Origin of the sequence: Haloarcula argentinensis DSM 12282 (assembly GCA_000336895.1) — an archaeon.
Taxonomy (GTDB): Archaea; Halobacteriota; Halobacteria; order Halobacteriales; family Haloarculaceae; genus Haloarcula; species Haloarcula argentinensis.
The window spans coordinates 368,387-389,879 of sequence record AOLX01000017.1; the positions used below are offsets into that span (position 1 = coordinate 368,387).

Annotated in this window: 27 protein-coding genes and 2 pseudogenes; 12 read left to right on the forward strand and 17 right to left on the reverse strand. The window is 63.9% G+C overall.

All coding sequences use genetic code 11. The features are described 5' to 3' along the window. Window positions 1–13: 13 nt before the first annotated feature. Window positions 14–493 (reverse strand): protein-tyrosine phosphatase family protein, encoded by a 480-nt coding sequence (locus C443_RS10850; protein ID WP_049944008.1) that lies wholly within the window; start codon window positions 491–493, stop codon window positions 14–16. Between the two features lie 161 nt (window positions 494–654). Here C443_RS10850 and sufU point away from each other — a divergent pair, with 161 nt between their 5' ends. Continuing rightward, window positions 655–1,083, forward strand: coding sequence for a Fe-S cluster assembly sulfur transfer protein SufU (gene sufU, locus C443_RS10855; RefSeq protein WP_004964685.1), 429 nt, complete (start codon window positions 655–657; stop codon window positions 1,081–1,083). A 56-nt stretch (window positions 1,084–1,139) separates the two neighbouring features. After that, a pseudogene (locus tag C443_RS10860) lies at window positions 1,140–1,898 on the forward strand (class I SAM-dependent methyltransferase). A gap of 30 nt (window positions 1,899–1,928) precedes the next feature. Here the strand turns inward: C443_RS10860 and C443_RS10865 are convergent. After that, on the reverse strand, window positions 1,929–3,938 hold the full coding sequence (locus C443_RS10865) for a heme-binding protein (protein WP_005536301.1): 2,010 nt from the start codon (window positions 3,936–3,938) through the stop codon (window positions 1,929–1,931). A gap of 123 nt (window positions 3,939–4,061) precedes the next feature. On the opposite strand from C443_RS10865, the gene C443_RS10870 reads away from it, so the two are divergent. After that, window positions 4,062–4,988, forward strand: a complete 927-nt coding sequence (locus C443_RS10870) for a S49 family peptidase (RefSeq protein ID WP_005536302.1) — start codon at window positions 4,062–4,064, stop codon at window positions 4,986–4,988. 1 nt (window position 4,989) lies between these two features. Next, window positions 4,990–6,066: a DUF4350 domain-containing protein gene (locus C443_RS10875; RefSeq protein WP_005536304.1), complete on the forward strand. Its 1,077-nt coding sequence runs from the start codon at window positions 4,990–4,992 to the stop codon at window positions 6,064–6,066. 78 nt (window positions 6,067–6,144) lie between these two features. Here C443_RS10875 and C443_RS10880 read toward each other — a convergent pair whose 3' ends face one another. From C443_RS10880 to C443_RS10900, 5 genes and pseudogenes are all read right to left on the reverse strand, one after another. After that, window positions 6,145–6,462: a DUF5783 family protein gene (locus C443_RS10880; RefSeq protein WP_005536305.1), complete on the reverse strand. Its 318-nt coding sequence runs from the start codon at window positions 6,460–6,462 to the stop codon at window positions 6,145–6,147. A gap of 42 nt (window positions 6,463–6,504) precedes the next feature. Continuing rightward, the gene (locus tag C443_RS10885) at window positions 6,505–6,738 is read right to left on the reverse strand and encodes a hypothetical protein (protein WP_005536306.1); all 234 of its coding nucleotides are present in this window, start codon (window positions 6,736–6,738) and stop codon (window positions 6,505–6,507) included. Between the two features lie 96 nt (window positions 6,739–6,834). Then, window positions 6,835–8,287, reverse strand: a pseudogene (locus tag C443_RS10890) (DHHA1 domain-containing protein). Between the two features lie 75 nt (window positions 8,288–8,362). Further along, entirely contained in the window at window positions 8,363–8,911 is a 549-nt protein-coding gene (locus C443_RS10895) for a hypothetical protein (protein WP_005536307.1), read from the reverse strand. 4 nt (window positions 8,912–8,915) lie between these two features. Then, window positions 8,916–9,188, reverse strand: a complete 273-nt coding sequence (locus tag C443_RS10900) for a hypothetical protein (RefSeq protein ID WP_005536308.1) — start codon at window positions 9,186–9,188, stop codon at window positions 8,916–8,918. Window positions 9,189–9,373: 185 nt separating this feature from the next. Between C443_RS10900 and C443_RS10905 the strand changes: the two genes are divergently transcribed. Further along, entirely contained in the window at window positions 9,374–10,099 is a 726-nt protein-coding gene (locus C443_RS10905) for a PspA/IM30 family protein (RefSeq protein WP_005536309.1), read from the forward strand. A gap of 31 nt (window positions 10,100–10,130) precedes the next feature. Here the strand turns inward: C443_RS10905 and C443_RS10910 are convergent, their stop codons facing one another. From C443_RS10910 to C443_RS10935, 6 genes are all read right to left on the reverse strand, one after another. Continuing rightward, window positions 10,131–10,919 (reverse strand): uroporphyrinogen-III synthase, encoded by a 789-nt coding sequence (locus C443_RS10910; protein ID WP_005536310.1) that lies wholly within the window; start codon window positions 10,917–10,919, stop codon window positions 10,131–10,133. Further along, on the reverse strand, window positions 10,919–11,680 hold the full coding sequence (cobA, locus tag C443_RS10915; protein ID WP_005536312.1) for a uroporphyrinogen-III C-methyltransferase: 762 nt from the start codon (window positions 11,678–11,680) through the stop codon (window positions 10,919–10,921). The genes C443_RS10910 and cobA overlap by 1 nt, the downstream gene beginning before the upstream one ends. Continuing rightward, complete coding sequence (gene hemC, locus C443_RS10920; RefSeq protein WP_005536314.1) at window positions 11,677–12,843, reverse strand: hydroxymethylbilane synthase; 1,167 nt, start codon at window positions 12,841–12,843, stop codon at window positions 11,677–11,679. Before hemC ends, cobA begins: the two co-directional genes overlap by 4 nt. 56 nt (window positions 12,844–12,899) lie before the next feature. Next, complete coding sequence (locus C443_RS10925; RefSeq protein WP_049944009.1) at window positions 12,900–13,172, reverse strand: hypothetical protein; 273 nt, start codon at window positions 13,170–13,172, stop codon at window positions 12,900–12,902. A gap of 62 nt (window positions 13,173–13,234) precedes the next feature. Beyond that, on the reverse strand, window positions 13,235–13,780 hold the full coding sequence (locus tag C443_RS10930) for a CDP-2,3-bis-(O-geranylgeranyl)-sn-glycerol synthase (RefSeq protein WP_005536319.1): 546 nt from the start codon (window positions 13,778–13,780) through the stop codon (window positions 13,235–13,237). 142 nt (window positions 13,781–13,922) lie between these two features. Further along, entirely contained in the window at window positions 13,923–14,297 is a 375-nt protein-coding gene (locus C443_RS10935; protein ID WP_005536321.1) for a NifU family protein, read from the reverse strand. 145 nt (window positions 14,298–14,442) lie between these two features. Between C443_RS10935 and C443_RS10940 the strand changes: the two genes are divergently transcribed. Then, window positions 14,443–14,967, forward strand: coding sequence for a helix-turn-helix domain-containing protein (locus C443_RS10940; protein ID WP_005536322.1), 525 nt, complete (start codon window positions 14,443–14,445; stop codon window positions 14,965–14,967). Between the two features lie 12 nt (window positions 14,968–14,979). Here the strand turns inward: C443_RS10940 and C443_RS10945 are convergent, their stop codons facing one another. Further along, window positions 14,980–15,453 (reverse strand): DUF6789 family protein, encoded by a 474-nt coding sequence (locus C443_RS10945; RefSeq protein ID WP_005536324.1) that lies wholly within the window; start codon window positions 15,451–15,453, stop codon window positions 14,980–14,982. 147 nt (window positions 15,454–15,600) lie between these two features. On the opposite strand from C443_RS10945, the gene C443_RS10950 reads away from it, so the two are divergent. Then, window positions 15,601–16,173, forward strand: coding sequence for a peroxidase-related enzyme (locus C443_RS10950; protein WP_005536326.1), 573 nt, complete (start codon window positions 15,601–15,603; stop codon window positions 16,171–16,173). Window positions 16,174–16,199: 26 nt separating this feature from the next. Here the strand turns inward: C443_RS10950 and C443_RS10955 are convergent, their stop codons facing one another. Beyond that, window positions 16,200–16,367: an FmdB family zinc ribbon protein gene (locus tag C443_RS10955; RefSeq protein ID WP_005536328.1), complete on the reverse strand. Its 168-nt coding sequence runs from the start codon at window positions 16,365–16,367 to the stop codon at window positions 16,200–16,202. Window positions 16,368–16,510: 143 nt separating this feature from the next. Between C443_RS10955 and C443_RS21700 the strand changes: the two genes are divergently transcribed. From C443_RS21700 to ribB, 4 genes are all read left to right on the forward strand, one after another. Beyond that, a complete protein-coding gene (locus C443_RS21700; RefSeq protein ID WP_004518317.1) occupies window positions 16,511–16,648 on the forward strand; it encodes a hypothetical protein in 138 nt (45 codons plus the stop codon). A gap of 79 nt (window positions 16,649–16,727) precedes the next feature. After that, window positions 16,728–17,708 (forward strand): 4-demethylwyosine synthase TYW1, encoded by a 981-nt coding sequence (gene twy1, locus C443_RS10960; protein WP_005536330.1) that lies wholly within the window; start codon window positions 16,728–16,730, stop codon window positions 17,706–17,708. 197 nt (window positions 17,709–17,905) lie between these two features. After that, window positions 17,906–18,604 (forward strand): DUF120 domain-containing protein, encoded by a 699-nt coding sequence (locus C443_RS10965; protein WP_004594072.1) that lies wholly within the window; start codon window positions 17,906–17,908, stop codon window positions 18,602–18,604. Then, on the forward strand, window positions 18,591–19,265 hold the full coding sequence (gene ribB, locus C443_RS10970) for a 3,4-dihydroxy-2-butanone-4-phosphate synthase (RefSeq protein ID WP_005536333.1): 675 nt from the start codon (window positions 18,591–18,593) through the stop codon (window positions 19,263–19,265). Before C443_RS10965 ends, ribB begins: the two co-directional genes overlap by 14 nt. A 137-nt stretch (window positions 19,266–19,402) precedes the next feature. On the opposite strand, the gene C443_RS10975 is transcribed toward ribB, so the two are convergent. Further along, window positions 19,403–19,633 (reverse strand): hypothetical protein, encoded by a 231-nt coding sequence (locus tag C443_RS10975; protein WP_005536334.1) that lies wholly within the window; start codon window positions 19,631–19,633, stop codon window positions 19,403–19,405. A gap of 213 nt (window positions 19,634–19,846) precedes the next feature. Between C443_RS10975 and C443_RS10980 the strand changes: the two genes are divergently transcribed. Next, window positions 19,847–20,779 carry a branched-chain amino acid transaminase gene (locus C443_RS10980; RefSeq protein WP_005536336.1) on the forward strand — a complete coding sequence of 311 codons (933 nt, stop codon included), beginning with the start codon at window positions 19,847–19,849 and terminating at the stop codon, window positions 20,777–20,779. Between the two features lie 20 nt (window positions 20,780–20,799). Here the strand turns inward: C443_RS10980 and C443_RS10985 are convergent, their stop codons facing one another. Beyond that, window positions 20,800–21,459, reverse strand: a complete 660-nt coding sequence (locus C443_RS10985) for a DUF502 domain-containing protein (protein WP_005536337.1) — start codon at window positions 21,457–21,459, stop codon at window positions 20,800–20,802. Window positions 21,460–21,493: the final 34 nt, after the last annotated feature.

Sequence of the window (21,493 nt, forward strand, 5' to 3'; positions counted from 1 at the left end):
CACTGGGCATCGATCAGTGGGACGCATCTGCAGCGAGATAAATGACGGCTAACTTATACAGCGCCGGGTTCGGAGTCGCAATCGGTCGGGCTGCCCGGACAGCCGCAAGTGCGTCAGAAAGCGGCCGGGTCTCTTCGGCAGCGATAGCTGTCGCGATCAGCGTCGCACTCCGGGAGACGCCGGCTTTGCAGTGAATCAGCGCCGGGCCGTCCGCTCGGACGAAGCGCCGGGCAGTATCGACGGCCGCTTCGAACGCCGCCCATTCGTTGCCCGAGCCATCGATAAGTGGGTGGTGGGCGGTCGTGAGCGGATAAGACTCACTCGTCGCCGAAAGCACGTGTTCGAAGGACTGGTCGTGCACCCCGCGTGCCGCGTGTTTGTTGCCGAGATACAGCGTCCGGTCGCCGATCTGGCGAATCACCGGCTCATCGCTGACGAACCCCACGGGGCGAACGGCATGGTCAGTCGGAGACGGAGCAGTGTTCTCTCCCACGGCTGACAGAACGGACCTCGATTAGTAAATACTACCTACTGGCAGAAGGGAGCCTGTCGGTTCTCACAGGCCGTCAACGCGGCTCCTATCACAGGACATCGGACATGCGAATCGATACCTCGGAACGTTTTTCCGACTGACAGCCGTATCATAGTTCAATTATGGGTATCGGTGGCTCGGATATGTACCGGCAGCAGATCCTCGATCACTACAAGAACCCCCGGAACTACGGGGAGATCGAGGACCCAACGTTTACCCACATCGGTGAGAACCCGATGTGCGGCGATGAAATACGGATGGATGTCGTCCTCGACGAAGACGAGGAAACCATCGAGCAGGTCGCCTTCCAGGGCGACGGCTGTGCCATCTCACAGGCCTCTGCGTCGATGCTCTCACAGGAGCTAGCTGGGATGGCGGTCGAAGACCTGAAAGCGATGGACCGCGACGATATCACAGAGATGCTCGGCGTCGACATCTCGCCGATGCGCGTCAAGTGTGCCGTTCTTGCCGAGAAGGTGGCCCAAGACGGGGCAGACATTTTCTTCGGTGAGAAAGACATCGACCGAACGGTGACCGAAGACGACGACTAACGCGGGCGGAACCACCGTCGGTATTCTTTTGACTCTATCTCGGGATAGCACAGGCCATGCCAGGCAACGACTGGGACCCTGACGACTACGACGACCGCCACGGGTTCGTCCACGAACACGGTCAGTCGGTCGTCGACCTGCTGGACCCCCACCCCGGCGAGCGGGTACTGGATGTCGGCTGTGGCACCGGCCACCTGGCGGCGGAAATCGCAGACAGCGGTGCCGAGGTGGTCGGTATCGACGCGTCGGCGGAGATGGTCGCACAGGCCAGAGACGCTTATCCGACCCTCACGTTCGAGCAGGCGGACGTGCGGTCCTACACCGCCGACAGGCCATTCGACGCGGTATTTTCGAACGCAGCGCTACACTGGATTCCCGGTGAAGACCACGACGCGGTCCTGTCGACGGTTGCCGATACACTGACTGAGAACGGGCGGTTCGTCGCGGAGTTCGGTGGACGCGGCAACGTGGCGGCCATAACCGACGCACTCATCGCCGAACTGGATGTGCGGGGCTACGACGCCAGTCATCCGTGATACTTCCCGAGTATCGGCGAGTACGCACCGCGAGTCGAAGCGCACGGGCTCGAACTGCAGTTCTCACGGCTATTCGACCGACCGACGCCGCTCGACGGCGGTGAAGAGGGGCTCCGGAACTGGATTGAGATGTTCGGCGACGAATTCTTCGCCGGTGTCGACGACAGTGAGCAAGCGGCGGTACTGTCGGCTGTCGAGGACCGGCTCCGCCCGACGCTTTTCGACGGTGACACCTGGGTCGCAGACTACCGACGGCTACGGCTCGTCGCTGGTCGATAGCGGAGAAGTAGGCTGGCTGGTGGCCGTTCGTCAGGCCAGGAACACGTGCCGCGGTCGGTCGGCTAGCACGTCCCGGCCCCAGTCGACCGTCTCCGAGAAGTCATCGGAGCGGAAGAAGGCCATCGCGTCCTCCTGTGAGTCCCACTGACTCGCGATGAACATGTCGTTCTCGTCGTCGTGGTTGAACAGGAGCGAGGTCTCGCGGTGGCCGTCCATCTCTTCGAGCAGGCCGCCGACGGTGTCGAACTTCTCGACGAAGTCGTCGTGGTACTCGGGCTTGACCGTATAGAACATCCCCATCGTCCCGAACCCGTCGCCCTCGCCGTGGCGGCCGACAACGCCGGGGAGGTCGGTGAGGTAGTCGCTGGCGGTCTGGGCGGCGTCCTCGGTGTCCCACAGCGATGCGACGGCCGCGACATCGCCGTCGGCGTCGCCGTACACCGTGGTCTGGACGTGCGTGTCGTAGCGGTCGAACGCACTCCGGAGGTCCGCGACTTCCTCGTCAAGTGTCTCCGCGTCAGCCTCGGAGTACACCACGAGGGCGTACACGTCCTCGCCGTGCGGTTGCCCGGCATAGACGCCCGCTGATTCGAGCGTCTCGCGGATGGACTGAGACGACTCGGCGGTCTGAGCGTCGCTGTCGTCCGCAGTCTCGCCGCTCTCGGCAGCCTCACCGAGGGAGCCGCCGAGCTGTTCGTCGACACCGTCAATATCCTTCAGGAACCCGGCTGCCGTCTCAGCGGCGTCTTTCGCCGTCCAGATGCTGACGACGTAGGTCTGACCACTGTCGGCACGCACGGCCGTCCGGACGTGGCGGTCGTAGTGGTCGAAGTTGCTCTCGAGGTCGGACACGTCGTCGACGATGTCCTCCGCATCGGCCGAGGAGTGGAAAACCAGCACGTAGTCACCAGCGTCGTACGCGTCGCCTTCGTGCAGTCCAAGCCGACCGAGTCGCTGTGCGGCGTCGTCTATCTCTTCGAAGTCCGCCGAAACGTCGGGCCGGCCGCCCGAGCTACTGGCGGAATCCGAGTCGTCCTCGTCGGACGACTCCTCAGAGTGTGGATGGTCGCCTTCGCCGGCGCTCCCGGGATGGGTCCCACCGTGGCTGTCGGTGTCCCCGCCGGCGTGTGCTTCCGTCTGTGCGTCGCTCGCTGTGGGCTCTTTGGCCTGACTGTGACTCGCGCCGGCACCAGCCGGCGCGTGCTCGTGTTCCGCACCGTCCGCCGGCGTCTCCGGAACCGACTCGCCATCGGTCGGTACGCGCTGGCCAGCCAGCACGGCCGGCAACTCGGCTGGGTCGAACTTCCGGCCGACGTAGAAGGGGCCGAACTCGGCGAACTGCGAGGTCGAGGGGTCGAAACGCATCTCGGTCAGCAGTTCCTTGATGTGGCGCATGTCGTCGCTCCAGAGCGTGATACCCCACTCCCAGTCGTCGAAGCCAATGGAGCCGGCGATCATCTGGCTCACCTCGCCGCCGTACCCGCGACCGATGTCGCCGTGGCGTTTGATGTGGGCCGCCCGCTCCTCGAAGGACGTGTCGTACCAGTTCTGGTCGGGCTGGCGGCGCTTGCTCATCGGGTAGAAGCAAACGAACTCCTCGTCCGGCACGTCCGGGTGGAGACGGGCCTGAATGTACTGGGCCAGCCCGGAGTCGTCGTCGACCTCGCCCTCAAAGTACTCGCGGGACTTCTCGGTGTAGCCCGACGCCTCCGTTACGGAGACGTAGGAGAACTCTTGCTCGGTGAAGGCGGCGAACTCCGTCTGCTCGAAATGGCGTTCGGCCGCGTCGAGGTCGCCCATCGTCGGCCGCAGGTGGAGGATCATGATGTCGGCTTTGTGGCCCATAACGGTGTACACCGCCGTCTGCCCCTCCTCGGCGTCTTCGACGGCTTCGTAGGCGTCGAGGAAGCCGATCCCCTCCGAGAGCGCACGATCGCGGACTCGCTGGGGAGCGTCGCGCCAAGCGTCCCAGTCGATACTCCGACAGTCGTGCAGCGCGTACCAGCCCTCTTCCGTGGCTGGCGGCTTGCGTTGGTCCATAGATATCGATTGCAGGTCGATAGTAAGGAAACTTCTCATGTCGTTCCGGGACGGCGACTTCTGGGCCAGCAGTTCAGGGTATGCTTTTATTAGTCCAACGTGACAGCGAATCTATGTTGTCGCATGAATAACCCAATCGATAGACGGGTCGCAGTTGCCCTCCAGTCGTACACGGTACTTGCGGTTATTGCCATTCTCATTGGTGCCGCCGTCGTACCGTATGCGGCGTCGGTTGCCGAGGATGACGAACAGTACGTCGCTGTAGTGAACATCGACGAAACGATTTCCAGTTCTACCTCACAGGACACGGTACAAGAGCTCCGCGAACTCCGCAGCAACGAGTCAGTCGAAGCGGTCGTCCTCCGGATATCGAGTCCCGGGGGGAGCGCCGCCTCCAGTGAGTCGATGTATCTGGCCGTCAAGCGGCTCTCGGCGGAGAAGCCAGTGTACACGAGCGTCGACCAGTACGCCGCCTCCGGTGCGTACTACACCGCGGTCCCGAGCGACCGCATCTACGTGACGCCGGCCAGCCTCGTTGGCCACGTCGGCGTCATCGGCACCGCGCCGAGCGACGGCCTGAGTGCATCCGCAACCACTGGGCCCGACAAGGCCCATCGAGGGATGACGCGTGACCAGTACTACGCGAACCTCGAATCGATGAAGCGAGCCTTCGTCGGTGCGGTCATGACTGAACGCGGTGACAGGCTCAACGTCTCCCGTGAGACTGTCGCTGAAGCGTCGGCCTATCAGGGTGGTCGCGCGGTCCAGACCGGCTATGCGGATGAAGTCGGTGGACTCGAAGCTGCGATAGCCGGCGCGGCCGAAGAGGCCGGTCTCTCGGAGTATCAGGTCGTATACCACAACCCCGCGGACCCACAGGGGATATTCCTCCTCAGTGGCGGAAGTGGAGCCAGTGGGAACGCGACTATCGCTGCCGAAGGCGCACCGTACACGTACCAGGGCGTCGATACAGTCCACTTCCTCATGATATACGGCACGCCGGAGAACCAACAGGTCATCTACAACAGCACCGCACAGGGAGGTGCCTGAAATGTCAGCCGATAGCTCACGTTCGAGTCCAGTCATCCGAGCAGGATTTTTCGTCGGGATACTCGTCCTGTCGGTGATTGTCGGCACCGTCGCGATCGGTGGCGGCGCACAATCGGCTCCCGATGTAAATCAGGTGGACGCCCCGTCGTTCAACAGCAACGAGGGCGTCGCGACTCCAGCGGACGAGAGCGGTGACCTCTCGATGTCGGCCGACGCGTCCGGGAAGGTCGTCGTTATCGACGTCGCTCACGCTGGCGATATCGACCGCGAAGCGCTCACGCCGCTCGTCTCGACCCTGACTGAGAACGGAGCGACGGTGCGCTACCACGTCGGTGAGCGACAGAGTGGGAGCCCGCTCAACGAGTCACTGCGTTCGGCTGACGCCTTTGTCGTCCTTGGCGCGGAACAGCGCTACACCGAGAGTGAAATGAACGGTTTGACCGCGTTCAGCGACGCGGGCGGTCGCGTGCTCTTGCTAAACGAGCCGTCACAGGCGAGTCCCGCCGGACTGGGGCTTTTCGGCCCGATTCGGTCGGATAGCGTGACCATGCCGATGGCCCCACTGGCGAGCCAGTACGGCCTCTCGTACGGGAACGGCTACCTGTACAACATGCACGAGTACGACACCAACTACCAGAACGTCTACGCCACGCCAACAGGAGATACGGAACTCACAGAGGGCGTCGACCGAACAGTCTTCTACGCCGCGATCCCCGTCCAGGGCGGCGACACCGCCCTCACGACGACGGAACAGACCACGCTCTCGAAGACCCGGCGACAGGACACGTACGGCGTCGTTGCCCGCTCGGGGAACGTCGTCACTGTCGGTGACACGAACGTGTTCACGCAGGAGTTCCTCTACCGGGCCGACAACGAGCAACTGGTCGGGAACCTGCTTGACTTCCTCGTCACGGGCAAAAAATCACCCGAAGACGCACCACAAACCCAAGAATCCGGCCAGTCCGGACCTGGCGGGTCGCTCCCCGGTACCGGAGTGGGCGGTGGCGGCGCATTGCCGTCGGAACCGGATTCGACTCCGACTCCCGAACCGAATGAGACGATGATGCCCGACGAATAGGGCACCACCACGCGTTTTTGTCGGGGATACTGTCAGAACAGGAATAACGCAGCAATTGCCGAACCGCGGCGAGTACAGTCAGTCGTCGAGATCGAACACGCGGCGCAGTTCACGCTCGATCTCGTCGATGTATTCGGAGAGTACGGCGTCGAGTTTCTTGTCGTCGACGATGATCGCCGAGAGCCGATCGGTCGGGTTCTCCGGCAGTTCGACGCTGAACTCGCCGTCCTCGTAGAACGGCTCCGACTCGTTGAGGATCTGCTGGTCGATCGCGTGGACCAGTTCAGAGTCGTACGTGTCGTTCATCCGCTCGAAAGCGTTCTTGTAGGCCTTCTGCAGTTCCGGGAAGTAGTTCGCGTATTTGTCCTCGAATTTCTCGGGATCGAACTCTGTCATTGCCAGAACGGTACGGGGCTGGGGATAAAGATGACCCGATATTCAGCGTTGGATCGTGCGTACGTCCTTTTGCGGGAGATACATCGTGAGGTACGCGATGAAGCAGATACCGAAGATGCCACCCAAGACAAGAAAGACGCGGATGTCCAGCCCAGCGATAGCTGCGATAATCTCTTGTAGCGTCGTCCGTGGGTTCGCGAAGCCGAACGTCTCAGTGTAGGCTAGCAGGCCGGCGACGACGACGAGTGCAATATCGAACAGGCCCCGAGAGTCCATCGTGGGGTGTTCGGAGAAGCGGACGTATAGCTTTTATTGCTGATACTGGCGGTGGAAGTCGTACGTTGCGCCGTCGCGCGTTCCGGGTTGTCCTCGCTACGACAGTTGGTCGCTGATAATCTCGTCGGCTGCCTCGATGAACGCCGACTCCTCGCCGGCCGGGATGGTCGCACCCGCCGCGATGTCGTGCCCGCCGCCGTCGCCGCCGACGGACTGCGCGGCGTCGCGCATCACGACCGACAGGTCGACGCCCCGGCCGACTAGCGGGCCGGTCGCCCGAGAGGACACTTTCGTCTCGTCTTCGTCGGTGCTGGCAAAGGCGATGATTGGTTTGTCCGAATCGACGCCGTCGGTCCCCAGCGCCATCCCGGCGACGATGCCGACGATGGTCTCGCGGATAGCGTCGCCGGCGTCGAACCACTGGACGGTCCCAGCCTGTGTGACGCCGCGCTCCTTGACGAGCGTGAGTCCTTCCGAGAGGTTCCGGCGGTGGTTCGACAGCAGCGTCCGCGCCCGTTCAAGCGGTGCGTCGCGCTCACCGAGACAGACGGCCAATCCCACGTCCANAGCCCGCTCAGAGATGTGTATAAGAGACAGCGCTCGCGTCCCGGAGTTCCGTCCCGCGCGGTTCCGCGGTCAGCGTGTAGGTCGTGCCGATGAGCGTCTCTATCTTGTCCGCCGGGACGCCCCGCTCGACGGCGCGCTGGACCAGTCCACTAGCGACGGTCTGGCGCTCGTCGTCGGAGAGGTCCGCCCACGTGCGCCAGTCATCATCGGATTTGAGATCCAGCCCCAGACCTTCGAGGAACCGCGTCGCACCAGCCTGGTCATTCGAGATGCCCGGGATCGGCACTTCGGTCGCGTACTCAAGCAGTTTCGGCAACGGTCGGGTCTGTTTGCCGTACAGCGAGAGATCGGTCCCTTCCTCAAGCACATCTGCGGCGATTCCTTCCTCGACAAGGCCGGCATTGGCTCCGACGAGTTCGCCACCGACGGCCTGCATATCCCCGACTGCGCCGACGACTGCCAGCGCGGCGAGGTCGCGGTTATCGGTCCCTTCGGTCGAGAGCGCACGGGCGAGGACATACGCTGCGCCCGCACCCGAAAGCTCCGACGCGCCATTGATGCCTTCCAGCAGCGGATTGAGATGCGTCTCGAAGTCGGCGTAGCCGTCGGTGTCGACGACTGCGTCGGGGTGGCAGTCGTCCGGGTCCGACGGCTGGTGGTGGTCAGCGATAATTGCCTCGAAATCGCCCGCGGCGACGTGCTCGGAGATAACGTCTAGCTGGCCGGACCCGAAATCCGTGAACAGCACGGTGTCGTACTCGCGGGCCGCGATGCTCTCGATTTCGGCGGCGTCGAGTTGCTTCTTGAAGACAGTCTCGACAGGGATGCCGGCCCGCGACAGCGCCGCGGTGGCGATGGCAGCGCTGGTCAGCCCGTCGGCGTCGATGTGGGAGGCCAGCAACACGCGGTCGGCCGCCCGGAGTCGGTCGGCGCAGGCGGCCGCGCGGTCGGCGAGCGCTGGAACGGGGCCGGTCGTAGTCATCGTACCGGGGATAGGTGCGCTCCGGCATAAAAACGTTCAGACGCGCAGGCAGTCGTACCAGAGTGGCCTGTCCCGTCAGGCGACCTCCCGCTGGTCACTGAGCGTGACCGTCCGGTCGGCAGTCTCGACGGTCGTTCGAATGGTTATCCAGCCGTCCGCCTGTTCGATAGCGTATGCGTCGCTGAATGATAAGTCGACGCGTCGGGTCGTAGTGTATGACCCCTCCGCTTCAAGAGTCCCCACGTCCTCGGAGCCCTCCCAGACCACATCGCCATCGGTCGAGTCACCCGCGTAAATACGCGTGTAGACGGTGACATCCGCCGCCGTGCTGTTCTGCTGGTTTGCCAGCGTCGAGGTCACGTCTCGGCAGGTCCGGCTACACTCCTCGATGGAGTCGACGGAGAGCGTAAACGGCGGAGTGCGTGCTGCGCCGCCGTCAGAATCACCAGTGTCGGTGGTTGCAGTGTCACTCTCAGCGGTTCCGGTGGTTGCCGTCGGGAACTCCGAGCGGTCCTCGCCGCTGCTTTCCGCCTGAAACGGGCCGATACCGGCGACGAGCGCACCGCCGACACCCGCTAGCAGGAGCGCGACGACGATACCGACAGCGAGTAGCTTCCGGTCCATCAGCCTACACACCTGCCCCCATCGCCGCTCCGCGCACGGTAGGTCCCGGGCTGGCATCGCTCCCACCGGCGGAGAACTCCTGAATCAGTTCGACGGCCGCCGTCACAGAGTCAGAGACCGGATCCGGGTAGCCCCCGGGCGGGCCGACGGCGTTCCGCGGGTCGTCCCCACCCGCTGTAGGGAGGGGCGCGCTGGTGAGGAGTGCGAGCACTAGCGTACCGACCGTGCGCAGTGTGGTCCGTGTCATCAACGCCTGGAGGTTGCTTCCGGCGTCCATCAAGTAGTCAGACAGTAAAATCGAATAGCCACGGGTTTCCGTCGTTGTGACCGATTAACCCCGTATTAAATCGAGTAATACCCTGTTATTATAATGGCTACAGTCATACGAAGTGACATGAGTGTTGTCACGTCCGAGCCGCAGTCGGAATCGATTCGAGTTCCTATCCGACCGGAGCAGTCTCGATGAGTCTGTTCCGACGGTTCGCGTTCGCGATCCGCGCCAAGCTCAACACTCTTCTCAGTCGGACTTCGGACCCGGCGGCGGAGCTTGACTACTCATACGAGCAGATGCGGGACGAACTGCAGGACGTGACCCGCGGTATCGCCGACGTGACGACCCAGAAGAAACGCTTAGAGATCCACCGAACTCGGTTGCGGTCGAACGTCAAGAAACACGACACGCAGGCCCGGGCCGCCCTGCAGGAAGGACGCGATGACCTCGCGCGCTGGGCACTGGAGAAGAAGCAGGTGAACGTCAGTCAGATCACGGAGCTGACGGGGCAGATAGACGACCTACAGGACACACAGGACCGGCTGGTCGGCAAGCGGGCCGAGCTCAGCAGTCAGGTAGAGCAGTTCCGGACGAAAAAAGAAACGATGAAAGCCCGTTATCAGGCCGCCGAGGCATCGGCCCGGGTCTCGGAGGCGTTTACCGGCGCTGGCGATACGATGGCCGACGTGCACCGCTCTATCGAGCGCGCGACGGAGCGTACGGAGCAGATGGAGGCGCGCGCGGCTGCGCTGGAGGAACTCGAATCGAGCGGTCAACTCGAATCCGTACTCGACGACGGCGACTCTATCGATCAGGAACTCGACCGCCTCTCCAGCGAGCGGGCGGTCGAGAACGAGCTGGCGACGCTACGGGCAGAGATGGATGAGCGCGAGGCCGTCGAAGAAGCCGCAGAATAGCTCGGGCAGGCGTCGAAACTATACAGAGCCGTTATTCGTGGTGTGTCGGAGCGGCTGCCTCGACAGCCTCGCAGGCCAGCGCCTCGAAGTCGGCCTGATCGGGGACGATGTCGACCGAGATACCGGCGTCCTCGGCCGTCTCTCGCGTCGGCTCGCCGATCGCGCCGACAGTCGCTTCGTTCAGTCCGTCGATGGCAGCATCGCGGACCCCGCGGTCCGCAGCTGCATCGAGGAAGTGTTCGACGGTGAGCGAAGAGGTGAACAGCGCCGCGTCGAGGTCGCCGTCGGCTGCCAGTTCAGCGGACTCGCCCGATTCCGGCGGCCGGACCAGCCGATACAGCACGGTTTCATGGACGTACGCACCGGCGGCTTCCAGTCCGTCAGTCAGCACCGCGGAGCCGTGGTCCGACCGGGCGATTTCGACTCTTGTGCCGGCCACCGCTCCGGACAGCGTTTCGACGAGTCCCGTCGAAGAGTATTCCGCGGGGATGATGTCGACGCCGTAGCCGGCCTCGTGAAGCGCCTCGGCGGTCGACTGGCCGATGGCGCACACCGTCGCCTCGCCGGGGTCCCAGCCAGCTTCGGCAGCGAGTTCGACGCCAGTCTTGCTCGTCAGGACGACGTAGTCGGCGTCAGTACGGGGCGTGACTGGCCTATCGTCTCCATCGCTGTCGGCATCGTCGGCCGTCGCCGGTTCGACGGCCAGCATCGGGTCCGGAATCGGGTCGGCACCGAGCGATTCCAGCAGTTCGACCGCGTCGTCGAGACGCTCGTCGTCGGGGCGGAAGGCAGCCACGCGCAAGCGCGGTTCCTCGCGCATCAGTACCCCTCCAGGAACTCCACCACTCGCTCTCGCTCGCCGGCTACCTCGCCGATGACGGTGATAGCGGGCGGTTCGATACCGGCCTCGTCGCGGACCGAGACGATAGTGTCGAGCGTCCCGGTAGCGACCTGCTGGTCGGGCCAGGTCGCGCGTTCGACGAGCGCGACTGGCGTGTCGGGGTCCATCCCGGCCTCGCGCAGGGCCTCTGTGTACTGCGGGAGCTTGCCGACACCCATCAGGACGACGAGCGTCCCGCCGGTCGCCGCAAGAGCGTCCCAGTCCACAGCGGATTCGTCCTTCGTCGGGTCCTCGTGGCCGGTGACGAAGGAGACCGAAGACGTGTAATCGCGGTGCGTGACCGGAATCCCGGCGGCTTCGGGACCGGCGATAGCGCTCGTGATTCCCGGAACGACCTCGACCGGAATCCCGTTCTCCGCGAGATGGGCCAGTTCCTCGCCGCCGCGGCCGAACACCGTCGGGTCGCCGCCTTTCAGCCGGACGACGGTGTTACCCTCCTCGGCCAGTTCCACTAATCGGGCGTTGGTGTACTCCTGTGGCGTCCACTCGCCGCCGGCGCGTTTGCCAACGTCCTCGCGTTTCTCCTCGGGGATCATCCCGATGATTTCCGGGCCGGGGAGCTTGTCGTGTAGCACCACGTCGGCCTCCTCCAGCAGGCGCTTTGCCTTGACCGTCAGCAGGTCCGGGTCACCGGGACCGGAACCGACCAGATACACCTTGCCGGGTGCAGCGTCCGTCATTCCTCGTCTTCCTCCCGCGCCGTCGAGGCGTCGTCGTCCGCCTCCGTCGAGTCCCGTTTGGCCTCGGCGATGAGGTCGTCAGCGCCCTGTTCGGCGAGTTCCGCCGCGAGGTCCTGTGCCGCGTCGATGTGGTACTCGGCCGGGATGTCGCGGCCAACCGAGACTTCTTCCGTGCCGTCCTGTGAGAGGACGCGCACTCGCGTGTGGACGACCCCGCCTTCCAAGTGGGCGTGGACGCCGATTGGCGCGACACAACCACCGCCGAGTTCTTCGAGAATCGTCCGCTCGACGGTCGTCTCGACGCGCGTCTGTGGGTCGTCCAGCCGGTCTTTGATGTCCAGCGCGAGGTCGCCGTCGACGGCAGTCACGGCCAGCGCACCCTGCCCCGGAGCCGGGACGAACCGGTCGGGATCGAGGTCGGACATCCCGACATAGCGCGTGAGCCCGGCGCGGTGGAGCCCCGCCTTCGCCAGCACGATAGCGTCGTACTCCACGTCCGGGTCCCGCTCCATCGCCCGCCGTTCGAACTCGGTGAGGTCGTTGAACCACTCCTCAACGGTGCGGTCGTAGGGGTGCTCTTCTTCGTCAGTGTCGGACTCGTCGGTGTCGGAGTCCTCGGCATCGTCCGTCTGCGCCTGTTCGGCCTCGTGACGCTCCTGATGTTCCTGCTGAAGCGACGGGGCCAGCAGTTTCGCGAGACGCGTATCGACGTTGCCCCGGAGCGGTTCCACGGTAAGGTCGTCGCGCTCGGCGAGCAACTGCGCCTTGCGTCGCAGGCTCGACGTACCGACAGTCGCACCCTCCGGCAGTTCGTCGAGCGAGCGACCGTCGCGCGTCACCAGCACGTCCTCGGCGGCGGCCCGCTCGGGGACCGCCGCGACGACGAGGCGCTCGGGCCGTTCGGTCGGCATGTCCTTCATCGAGTGAACCGCCGCGTCGAGTTCGCCGTCGAGTACCTTCTCGTCAAGGCTGCGCACGAACGCGCCGGTTTTCCCCAGTCGATGAATGAGTTCGTCCCGTATCTGGTCGCCCGTCGTCTCCACCTCGACGAGTTCGACCGCCAGTCGGCGACTGCTCAGCGAATCCCGAACCGTCGCCGCCTGCCGCAACGCGAGGTCAGAGCCCCGCGTCGCCAGTTGCAGTGTCTCCCCGCGTGTTGTCATACCCGACACTCCTCGGTCAGCGCGTAAAAACGCACTTCTTCGCCGATTCGATGTCGCTACGCAGTCATCTCAGCGGACACAGTTCCGAGCATGCACTGTGAAACGAATCCCCCAACAAATGTCGTCACGCCGCCAGCGACGAGGGCGAAGTCGATCAGTCTGTTGAGCGTGTCGACAGGACCGACGCTGATTGTGAGGACGACGTACGCGTGCAGGAGTACGTACATGGCTGGCAGAAAGACCGCCGTACAGAGCACGCCGGCAGCCATCGCGCGTCGAATGACCGGCGGGGTACGTCTAACGACCGGGAGGGAACTGGTCAGGGCCATCGGGTACGGCTTTGTGGTGGGTACACGTAGTTCTGTGGTGCAGTCTGCGAGTCCCAGCCGCGTTACCACGGCTCGTTTTTCAGGCCGAGCAGGTAGGCGATGCCGTTGGTCACGAGATGTAGCACCGGCGTCGCGACGACAACGACGACCAGCACCGGGAGGGTGAACGTCTCGGTGAACCACGACGGCGCGGTCACGAGCACACAGAGCAACGCTCCGACGACGAAATCCAGTTGATCCAGCCCGGGGAACGCCGCCCCGCGCTCGCGGCCCGTTCGGCGTTTGAGGAAGGACGCGCCGATGTCCCCGAGCATCGCGCCGAAGGCGAGTCCGAGTCCCGCACGGAGCGGAAACGTCGGGAGATCGGCTCCCAGTGCAGCGCTCACGCTGGGTGCGGCCTGTGTCAGTCCGAGCGCAAGTAGCGTCCCGGCGGCGGTACCGATGAGCGTCCCGCGCCATGTCTTGCCGTCACCCAGCACTCGCCGCCCGCCCCACGTTCGGCCACCGTCTATCGGTCTGCCGCCGCCAGCGAGTACCGCGGCGTTGTTCGGGATGTACGCCGGCAACATCGCCCACAGCGCCCAGACGACCGTGTCGACCGTCTCCATATCCCCGCCGTCTGCCCCCGTCGTCTTAATCTGTGTGACTCACTGCTGTGCGGTTGGCGAGAGTGGCCACAGACTCCGGGACTCACACGGGCACGCCGACACCCGTTGCTAACCACGAATCTAAAAAGATCGAGAACTGGCCTCAGAACGGCGCTTCGGGGCCTTCGTCTTCGTCGCCGCCAACGTCGCCGCCGCGGGACTCACCGGGGAAGGACGGACTCATGCCGCCGCTACCGCCGGACATCCCTTCCTGCTGTTCCATTCCGGTTCGGGCGGTGACCTCGTTGATCTCCGGGATCTCCTTTGTCATGCGCGTCTTGATGGCCTGAATGGTCATCGGCGAGATGCCACAGCCGGAACAGGCGCCGCCGAGGCGGATCGTGACGCTGCCGTCCTCGCGGTCGATCTCTTCGATTGCCGCGCTCCCGCCGTGCATCTGGATCTGGGGGAAGTTGCGGCGCAGGAAGTTCGTGATTCGCTCGCGCAGGTCGTTGGCGTCCTCTGTTTCAGTGTTCATAGTGAATCATATTCCGTCCCGGGAGGGCTTAGACCTTTGGACTAACATCTATATGACGGGCGAGAAACCGCGACCCGCGAGCACCTGCCCGTAGTTACCTTGAACATACCTGAAGCTTCTACCGCCGGGGCGAGTAGCCCGTCCTATGACACCCCCCGCTGACGGACCACAGCTGTTCGAGTGTGAGACCTGCGGCGGCATCGGCATCGGCGACAATCACCCGGAGTGCTGTAGCGAGCCGATGACGGGGACCGAGATAGAGGAGACGGCGGTCAGCGAGCCGTCACTCGAAACTCTGCTCAAGACGGTCTTCGAGATGTCCGGCACCGAACTGGACGTCTGTCTCTGCGTGATGGAGGGCGGTGAGTTGACCGTTGCAGCACTGGCCGAGCAGATCGGCTACGACCGGAGCGTCGTCGCGCGCCATCTCAACCATCTCGCCGACCTCGGTGTCGTCGAGAAACGCCGGCGAATCAGGCCGGCGGGTGGGCACGTGTACGTCTACACGCCGCAGCCGCCGGAAGTAGTGCGTGAGCGGCTCCGCGAGGAGTTCCTGTCGTGGGTTCGGCTGGCGACCGCACAGTTGGATGACTTGCAGCGTGAGAAAGTCGAGGCGATAGCCGATGCCGAGACTGACGAGCGGCAGTGGACCGTGTTTCAGGAGCAGTAGCGATGAGCCGCCTCAGATGCGGTCGGCAGTCACAGCGTAGACGACCGCGAGGACAGCCCCGTAGACGACGTGCCACAGCAACGACGGCGGCGCGAAGTTCGGGAACGGCGGCGAGGCCGGCGAGCCGACCGCGCCGAGCCAGACTGGCATCAAAAGCGCGGCGAAGAGCACCCAGGTGGCGACGCCCCAGCCGACGCCGAGTCCAAGCAGTTTGCCGGACGATTCCAGACTGAGGACCCTCGCTAGCCCGGCGAACATTACACCCATCACAGCGCCGTGCGAGAGGTGGACGACGAGGCCGGCCCCCGGACTCGGCGGCGGCGCGAGCCCGTACAGAGACGGGATTGCGACGGCGAGTGTCGGGGGGTTCATCACCAGTATCAGTGCACCCATGACGGCGCTCCCGGCGATGCCGCCGAGGACGCCGGCCTTCCAGTTGCCGGTACCGAGATCGTACGTTTGCGTCGTTTCTGTCGTCGTTGACATGCATCTGACTCGTCGCGTCGTCTGACAAAAGAGCCGGCGTGGCTGTTCGACCTCGTGGCACGTCCCCGCAAGAACTATACACCGGCTCTCGCCGGCATGGGCAGGCAGGCAACCAAGTTTCAAGCCGGGGCCGGACGGACAGGTGGTATGGCAGACTCCGACACAGTGATGGCTCGGTTCGATACCCCGGACATCGACGACCTCCCCGAGGACCTGCAAGCGCGTATCGCGGAGGAAACCGACCGCGCCGGCTTCACGCCGAACATTTTCCCGGCGATGGCGTATCGCCCCTCGCATTTCCGGGCGTTCTTCGCGTACCACGACGCCTTAGTCGAGGAGACGGCGCTCGAACGAGAAGAGGTCGAGATGATTATCGTCGCCGTCAGCGGCGTCAACGACTGCCTCTACTGCATCGTCGCCCACGGCGCGCTCCTGCGTATCTACGCTGACGCGCCCAAGCTCGCCGAGCAGGTCGCCGCGAACCATCGGACGGCCGAGATTAACGAGACGCACAAGGCGATGCTTGATTTCGCGGTGAAACTGACCGAGTCGCCCGCCCGTATCGAGGACGGGGACCTCGAACGGCTGGAGGAACATGGGTATAGCCGCCGCGCTATCTGGGACATCGGCAGCGTCGCCGCCTTCTTCAACCTCTCGAACCGTCTGGCACAGCTCGCCGATATCCGCCCGAACGACGAGTTCTACGACCTGGGCCGGTGATTGGGCGGGCGGCTGGCCGCCCGGTCTCACGCCGCCTCGGCAGATCGGACCGAGCCAGCGCCACACTCCGGACAGGTCAGGTTCTCGACCGTCGCCGCGCGCTGTGCGAACTCGGTCCCGCAGTCGTCACAGCGGAACCGGTAGTGTTGTTCTCCGGAGCTAAATAGCTCCGATACCGTGTCAAGCACACCCATACTAATACACTCAACGTCGAAGCCCCAAAATCTTCCGGCTGAAGTACATTTCCGGTGTGGTTTGATACATATAGCATGCATCACAGCGCGTATCTATACACCTAGTAGTTCTGGTCTTGCCTATCAGGGGCATCCACAGATGTATGAGCGAAACACTCTATCTGATGCAGAAAGACAGCGAGACGCGGATCGAAGTCGACGCCGACGGGTACGACCGGATCATGGAGAACGGCAACGTCGTCGGCCACCACATGAGCAACCCCATCGTCAAGCTGACGTAAGCGCAACGCAGTCCCGAAGCATCGCTACTGACGCACAACATCCGGGAGTTTTTGCCGCTGGCTGTTGAACCGGTGTCCAATGAGTGACGCCGACGACGGTCCGAAGCAGGTCTCGGACCCGGCCTACCACAGCGAGAACCACACGGCCGCCCAGACCTGCGGCTGGACGAAAAACGCCCTGCGCGGGGAGGGGAAGTGCTACAAGTACATCTTCTACGGTATCGAGTCCCACCGCTGCATCCAGATGACGCCGGTCGTGAAATGCAACGAGCGGTGCGTGTTCTGTTGGCGGGACCACGCCGGCCACGCCTACGAACTCGGCGACGTGGAGTGGGACGACCCCGCGGCGGTCGCCGATGCCTCCGTGGAACTCCAGCGGAAACTCCTCTCTGGCTTCGGCGGCAACGACGAAGTTCCGCGCGAGGTGTTCGACCAGGCGATGGAACCCCGCCACGTCGCCATCTCGCTGGACGGCGAACCCACGCTCTATCCGCACCTGCCGGAACTCATCGAGGAGTTCCACGACCGCGACATCACCACGTTTCTCGTCTCCAACGGGACCAACACGGAGATGCTGGAGCGGTGTGACCCGACACAGCTGTACGTCTCCGTCGACGCCGCCGACCGCCAGACGTTCGATTCGACGGTGCAGGCCATGGAGGACGACGCCTGGGACTCGCTCATCGACACGCTGGACGTGCTGGCCGAGAAAGACGACACCCGCACCGTCATCCGGACGACGCTGGTCAAGGGCCACAACATGCACCACCCCGAGTGGTACGCGGCGATGTGTGACCGGGCCGACGCGGACTTCGTCGAGATGAAGGCGTACATGCACGTCGGCCACTCGCGTGGGCGTCTCGACCGAGACTCGATGCCCGACCACAGCGAAGTCAGAGAGTTCACACAGGAGATGGGCGAGTACCTCCCCGACCACGACGTGCTGAAGGAGGTCGAAGACTCCCGTGTGACGATGCTCGCCGAGGACGAGAACACGTGGGTCCCGAAACTGGAGAAGTCGAGCGAGTTCTGGGAACAGGACCCGCTGGTGGAGTACTGACTGCATCACAAGGCGAGGCAGCGCCATCACAACAGTGTGACGGGACTGAACGTGTTAGGCAGCGGGTTGAATTGTATCCAGCAAAGAAGAACAATCGCGCTTTTGCTACCAACCCTGTCCTAGTTTTTCTCCGTTCCAAAAGTGGAATGCATTCCACCTTCGGTATGCTTATCCGGCGGGAATCCCTACTGCAGTGCATGGCTGAATCAACGGGACAGGGCGTCGGTCGGGACGAGCTGGCGACGCTGAAACTGCTCGCCCTCGACGGTGCGCTCGACGAATCGACGAAAGTATCCTGTGCCGATCTCGCCGAACGGCTGGACGCCTCGAACCAGACCGCCTCGCGGCGGCTCCAGCGGCTCGAAGACGCCGGGCTGCTGGCCCGTGATATCGTCAGTGACGGGCAGGAGGTGGAGCTGACTGGCGACGGTGAACGACGCCTCCAGTCCGAATACGCCGACTACCGACGGATCTTCGAATCCGACGCCAGCGTCGATCTGACCGGCGTCGTCACCTCGGGGATGGGCGAGGGTCGCCACTACATTACGCTCCCGGGCTACATGGAGCAGTTCATCGAACGGCTGGGGTACGAGCCCTTTGCCGGCACGCTCAATCTCGAACTCACAGCCGAGAGCGTCCGCAAGCGAGCGCGGATGAGCGCTATCGAGCCGGTCACCATTGAGGGCTGGGAGGACGACGAGCGGACGTACGGCCCCGCGTACTGCTACCCCGCCTCGATAGAGGGGAGCGACGGCGAGTACGAGCCGGCCCACGTTATCGCGCCTGAACGGACCCACCACGGCGAGGAACAGCTCGAAGTAATCGCGCCCGAGAAACTCCGTGGCGTGCTGGAACTGGCCGACGGTGACGAGGTGATCGTGCATGTCTCGGAGTGAGGAAACCGCTGCCGACGCCGACAGTGTGGCCGACGCCGTCGCCGCCTTCGCCCGTGGCGAGCCGGTGCTGATCCACGACGCCGCCGACCGCGAGGGCGAGACCGATCTCGTCTATCCGGCCGGTGCCGTCACGCCCGAAGCCGTCGCTCGGATGCGAAACGACGCCGGGGGCCTCGTCTGCGTCGCGCTCTCGGACCACGTTGCCGAGGCGCTGGAACTCCCCTTCATGCAGGAGGTCCTCGACCATCCGACAGCGGCCGACCACGACCTCGCGTACGACGAGCGCTCCTCGTTCTCGCTGACGGTGAACCATCGCGATACCTTTACCGGCATCACCGACGAGGACCGCTCGCTGACCATCCGGGAACTGGCTGCCGTCGCGGCGGACCCGGACCCGGACGTGTTCAGCGATGCCTTCCGGTCACCGGGCCATGTCCACCTCCTCCGCGCGGCTCCGGACGGCCTTTCCGACCGCGAAGGTCACACTGAATTCGCGCTTGCGCTCGCAGCCGCGGCCGACCAGCCCGAAGCCGCCGTCGTCTGTGAGATGTTGGACGACGAGACGGGTGCAGCGCTGCCCCCGGCAGCAGCACGGACCTACGCCGACCGCGAGGGACTCGTGTACGTCGAAGGTGCCAGCTTGCTAGAGCGCTTCGACTGATACTGGCGGCTGTAGCTGAGACAGAGTAGTCGCCACTTCGTGGCATCGGGAGTATTGAGGGACGTACGTCCGACACCATGAGAAGCGGGCAGCCAGTGTTTATGTCCGGCAATCATGGGGCTGGACCGGTTTGCGAGTCAGAAGGGTGTATCCGCGGCCGCGGCAAGTTGTCTGAGACCGCTGACGACGAGGTACAGCACCGCTCCAGTGAACAACGCGATACCCACGGCCCGAGAGAGCCCGGGGACCGGTGATTCGACGACACCGGAGAGATTGCGCGTGATGACCTCGGCCTGAATCAGGAGCAGGCCCAGCGGAAGCAACAGAACAGCGACGCTACGGTGGAGCGACCGCTTCAGCGAGGACATGTAGGTGCGAACGGCCAGATTTTACTAAAGCGTTTGCGGTCGGCAGGGCAGTGCGCCGTGCCAGACGTGCCAGACGGCGCAGCCCTGAGCCGCAAGGGTATCGTCAACACTCTTAACCACGGGAATCAATGGGGTAGATATGACACACGACGAGACAGCAGGAGGCATCACCCGCGGACATCGCGACGGCCGACTCAGCGGAGGGGTCGTGCGATGAGCGACCGTCCGGAGATGTTCGAGGGAACCGAGCGCATCTGGATGGACGGCGAGTTCGTCGACTTCGAGGACGCGCAGACCCACGTCCTCACCCACGCGCTGCACTACGGGACCGGCGTCTTCGAGGGCGTCCGTTGTTACGACACCGAGCAGGGACCGGCCATCTTCCGCTGGGAGGAACACCTGGACCGCCTGTACAAGTCCGCGAAACCGTACGACCTCGACATCGAGTTCAGCAAAGACGAACTCACCGAGGCGACGACGGAACTCATCGAGACGGAAGGGTTCGAATCGTGTTACATCCGCCCCATCGTCTACTACGGCTTCGACTCGCTCGGCGTGAGCCCGAAAGACTGCCCGACGAAGACCACTATCGCAGCGTGGCCGTGGGGCGCGTATCTGGGCGAGGAAGCGCTGGAGGAGGGCGTCGACGTGATGGTGTCGTCCTGGCGCAAGCACGCCTCCAGCCAGATTCCGACCAACATCAAGACCACGGGGCTGTACGTCAACAGCATGCTCGCCGGCGAGGAGGCCCGCCGGAACGGCTACACCGAGGCCATCGTCCTGAACAAGGAGGGCAACGTCGCCGAAGGGCCGGGCGAGAACATCTTCATGGTCCGGGACGGCGAAATCTACACGCCCGGGCTGGCAGAAAGCATCCTCGAAGGCATCACCCGCAACACCGCAATCACGCTCGCCGAAGAAATGGGCTACACCGTCCACGAGGAGGCGACCATCTCCCGCGGTGAGCTATACACCGCCGACGAACTGTTCTTCACCGGGACGGCGGCGGAAGTCACGCCGATCCGGAGCGTCGACGACAACGAGATCGGTGAGGGGACCAAAGGGCCAGTCACCGACGAGCTGCAGTCGGCCTTCTTCGACGTGATCGAGAGCGGCGACCGCGAAGAGTGGTTCCACTACGTCTGAAAGCCCGCTAAACGGCGCTGTTAGTCGTTCGCGAGGTCGTCCTCGTCGGCGACCGGAATCGGCGTGGCGGTGCTACGGTCCGTATCACCGAAGCCAGCGCTGAGGATGCGCGTCAGTGCTTCCTCGACGCGTTCGTCGACTTCCTCGTAGCGGTGCGGTTCGACCTCGACGACGTAGCCGGTCGTGATGTTCGGCGCCGTCGGTAAGAAGAGCACGTCGCGGCCGTCGTCAGTCGTCTGTCCCGTTTTGAACGCCGTCATGCGCATCCCGTCCCACACTTCGAGTTTCACCGGTGCCTGGAGGTCTTCCGTTCCCCCGACAGCCGTCTCGACCGCCATCTTCGAGGCGTTGTACACCACCCGGAGCCCGGGGACGTGGTTCATCGCGTCGTCGATAGCTCGTTCGACGATGTCGCCGAAGGCCGTCCGCATCAGATAGCCGATAGAGAACACGATGAGGATGAAGATAATCAGCGTCGTGAACACCCGGGCGAGTTCGACAGACGAAGTTCCCGAGGGTAGGCCAAGCATCGCTAGCAGTTCACTATCGATTGCAGGGATGACCGCCGCAGACGCGAGGATAGAGTAGAGATAGAGGATAACGTAAATCGTCACCAGCAGGGGCAATAGGACGATGAGGCCGCTCGCGAAATCGCGCTTCCACGACGTTGAGGAGGCCATACAGGTACGTGTCGGGCGCGGGATATGAGCCCTT

Bases quoted from the DNA above. Each gene is read 5' to 3' on its own strand.
- sufU (WP_004964685.1), top strand. From the start codon at position 655: ATGGGTATCGGTGGCTCGGATATGTACCGGCAGCAGATCCTCGATCAC.
- C443_RS10865 (WP_005536301.1), bottom strand. From the start codon at position 3,938: ATGGACCAACGCAAGCCGCCAGCCACGGAAGAGGGCTGGTACGCGCTG.
- C443_RS10870 (WP_005536302.1), top strand. From the start codon at position 4,062: ATGAATAACCCAATCGATAGACGGGTCGCAGTTGCCCTCCAGTCGTAC.
- C443_RS10875 (WP_005536304.1), top strand. From the start codon at position 4,990: ATGTCAGCCGATAGCTCACGTTCGAGTCCAGTCATCCGAGCAGGATTT.
- C443_RS10880 (WP_005536305.1), bottom strand. From the start codon at position 6,462: ATGACAGAGTTCGATCCCGAGAAATTCGAGGACAAATACGCGAACTAC.
- C443_RS10885 (WP_005536306.1), bottom strand. From the start codon at position 6,738: ATGGACTCTCGGGGCCTGTTCGATATTGCACTCGTCGTCGTCGCCGGC.
- C443_RS10895 (WP_005536307.1), bottom strand. From the start codon at position 8,911: ATGGACCGGAAGCTACTCGCTGTCGGTATCGTCGTCGCGCTCCTGCTA.
- C443_RS10900 (WP_005536308.1), bottom strand. From the start codon at position 9,188: ATGGACGCCGGAAGCAACCTCCAGGCGTTGATGACACGGACCACACTG.
- C443_RS10905 (WP_005536309.1), top strand. From the start codon at position 9,374: ATGAGTCTGTTCCGACGGTTCGCGTTCGCGATCCGCGCCAAGCTCAAC.
- C443_RS10910 (WP_005536310.1), bottom strand. From the start codon at position 10,919: ATGCGCGAGGAACCGCGCTTGCGCGTGGCTGCCTTCCGCCCCGACGAC.
- cobA (WP_005536312.1), bottom strand. From the start codon at position 11,680: ATGACGGACGCTGCACCCGGCAAGGTGTATCTGGTCGGTTCCGGTCCC.
- hemC (WP_005536314.1), bottom strand. From the start codon at position 12,843: ATGACAACACGCGGGGAGACACTGCAACTGGCGACGCGGGGCTCTGAC.
- C443_RS10925 (WP_049944009.1), bottom strand. From the start codon at position 13,172: ATGGCCCTGACCAGTTCCCTCCCGGTCGTTAGACGTACCCCGCCGGTC.
- C443_RS10930 (WP_005536319.1), bottom strand. From the start codon at position 13,780: ATGGAGACGGTCGACACGGTCGTCTGGGCGCTGTGGGCGATGTTGCCG.
- C443_RS10935 (WP_005536321.1), bottom strand. From the start codon at position 14,297: ATGAACACTGAAACAGAGGACGCCAACGACCTGCGCGAGCGAATCACG.
- C443_RS10940 (WP_005536322.1), top strand. From the start codon at position 14,443: ATGACACCCCCCGCTGACGGACCACAGCTGTTCGAGTGTGAGACCTGC.
- C443_RS10945 (WP_005536324.1), bottom strand. From the start codon at position 15,453: ATGTCAACGACGACAGAAACGACGCAAACGTACGATCTCGGTACCGGC.
- C443_RS10950 (WP_005536326.1), top strand. From the start codon at position 15,601: ATGGCAGACTCCGACACAGTGATGGCTCGGTTCGATACCCCGGACATC.
- C443_RS10955 (WP_005536328.1), bottom strand. From the start codon at position 16,367: ATGGGTGTGCTTGACACGGTATCGGAGCTATTTAGCTCCGGAGAACAA.
- C443_RS21700 (WP_004518317.1), top strand. From the start codon at position 16,511: ATGAGCGAAACACTCTATCTGATGCAGAAAGACAGCGAGACGCGGATC.
- twy1 (WP_005536330.1), top strand. From the start codon at position 16,728: ATGAGTGACGCCGACGACGGTCCGAAGCAGGTCTCGGACCCGGCCTAC.
- C443_RS10965 (WP_004594072.1), top strand. From the start codon at position 17,906: ATGGCTGAATCAACGGGACAGGGCGTCGGTCGGGACGAGCTGGCGACG.
- ribB (WP_005536333.1), top strand. From the start codon at position 18,591: ATGTCTCGGAGTGAGGAAACCGCTGCCGACGCCGACAGTGTGGCCGAC.
- C443_RS10975 (WP_005536334.1), bottom strand. From the start codon at position 19,633: ATGTCCTCGCTGAAGCGGTCGCTCCACCGTAGCGTCGCTGTTCTGTTG.
- C443_RS10980 (WP_005536336.1), top strand. From the start codon at position 19,847: ATGAGCGACCGTCCGGAGATGTTCGAGGGAACCGAGCGCATCTGGATG.
- C443_RS10985 (WP_005536337.1), bottom strand. From the start codon at position 21,459: ATGGCCTCCTCAACGTCGTGGAAGCGCGATTTCGCGAGCGGCCTCATC.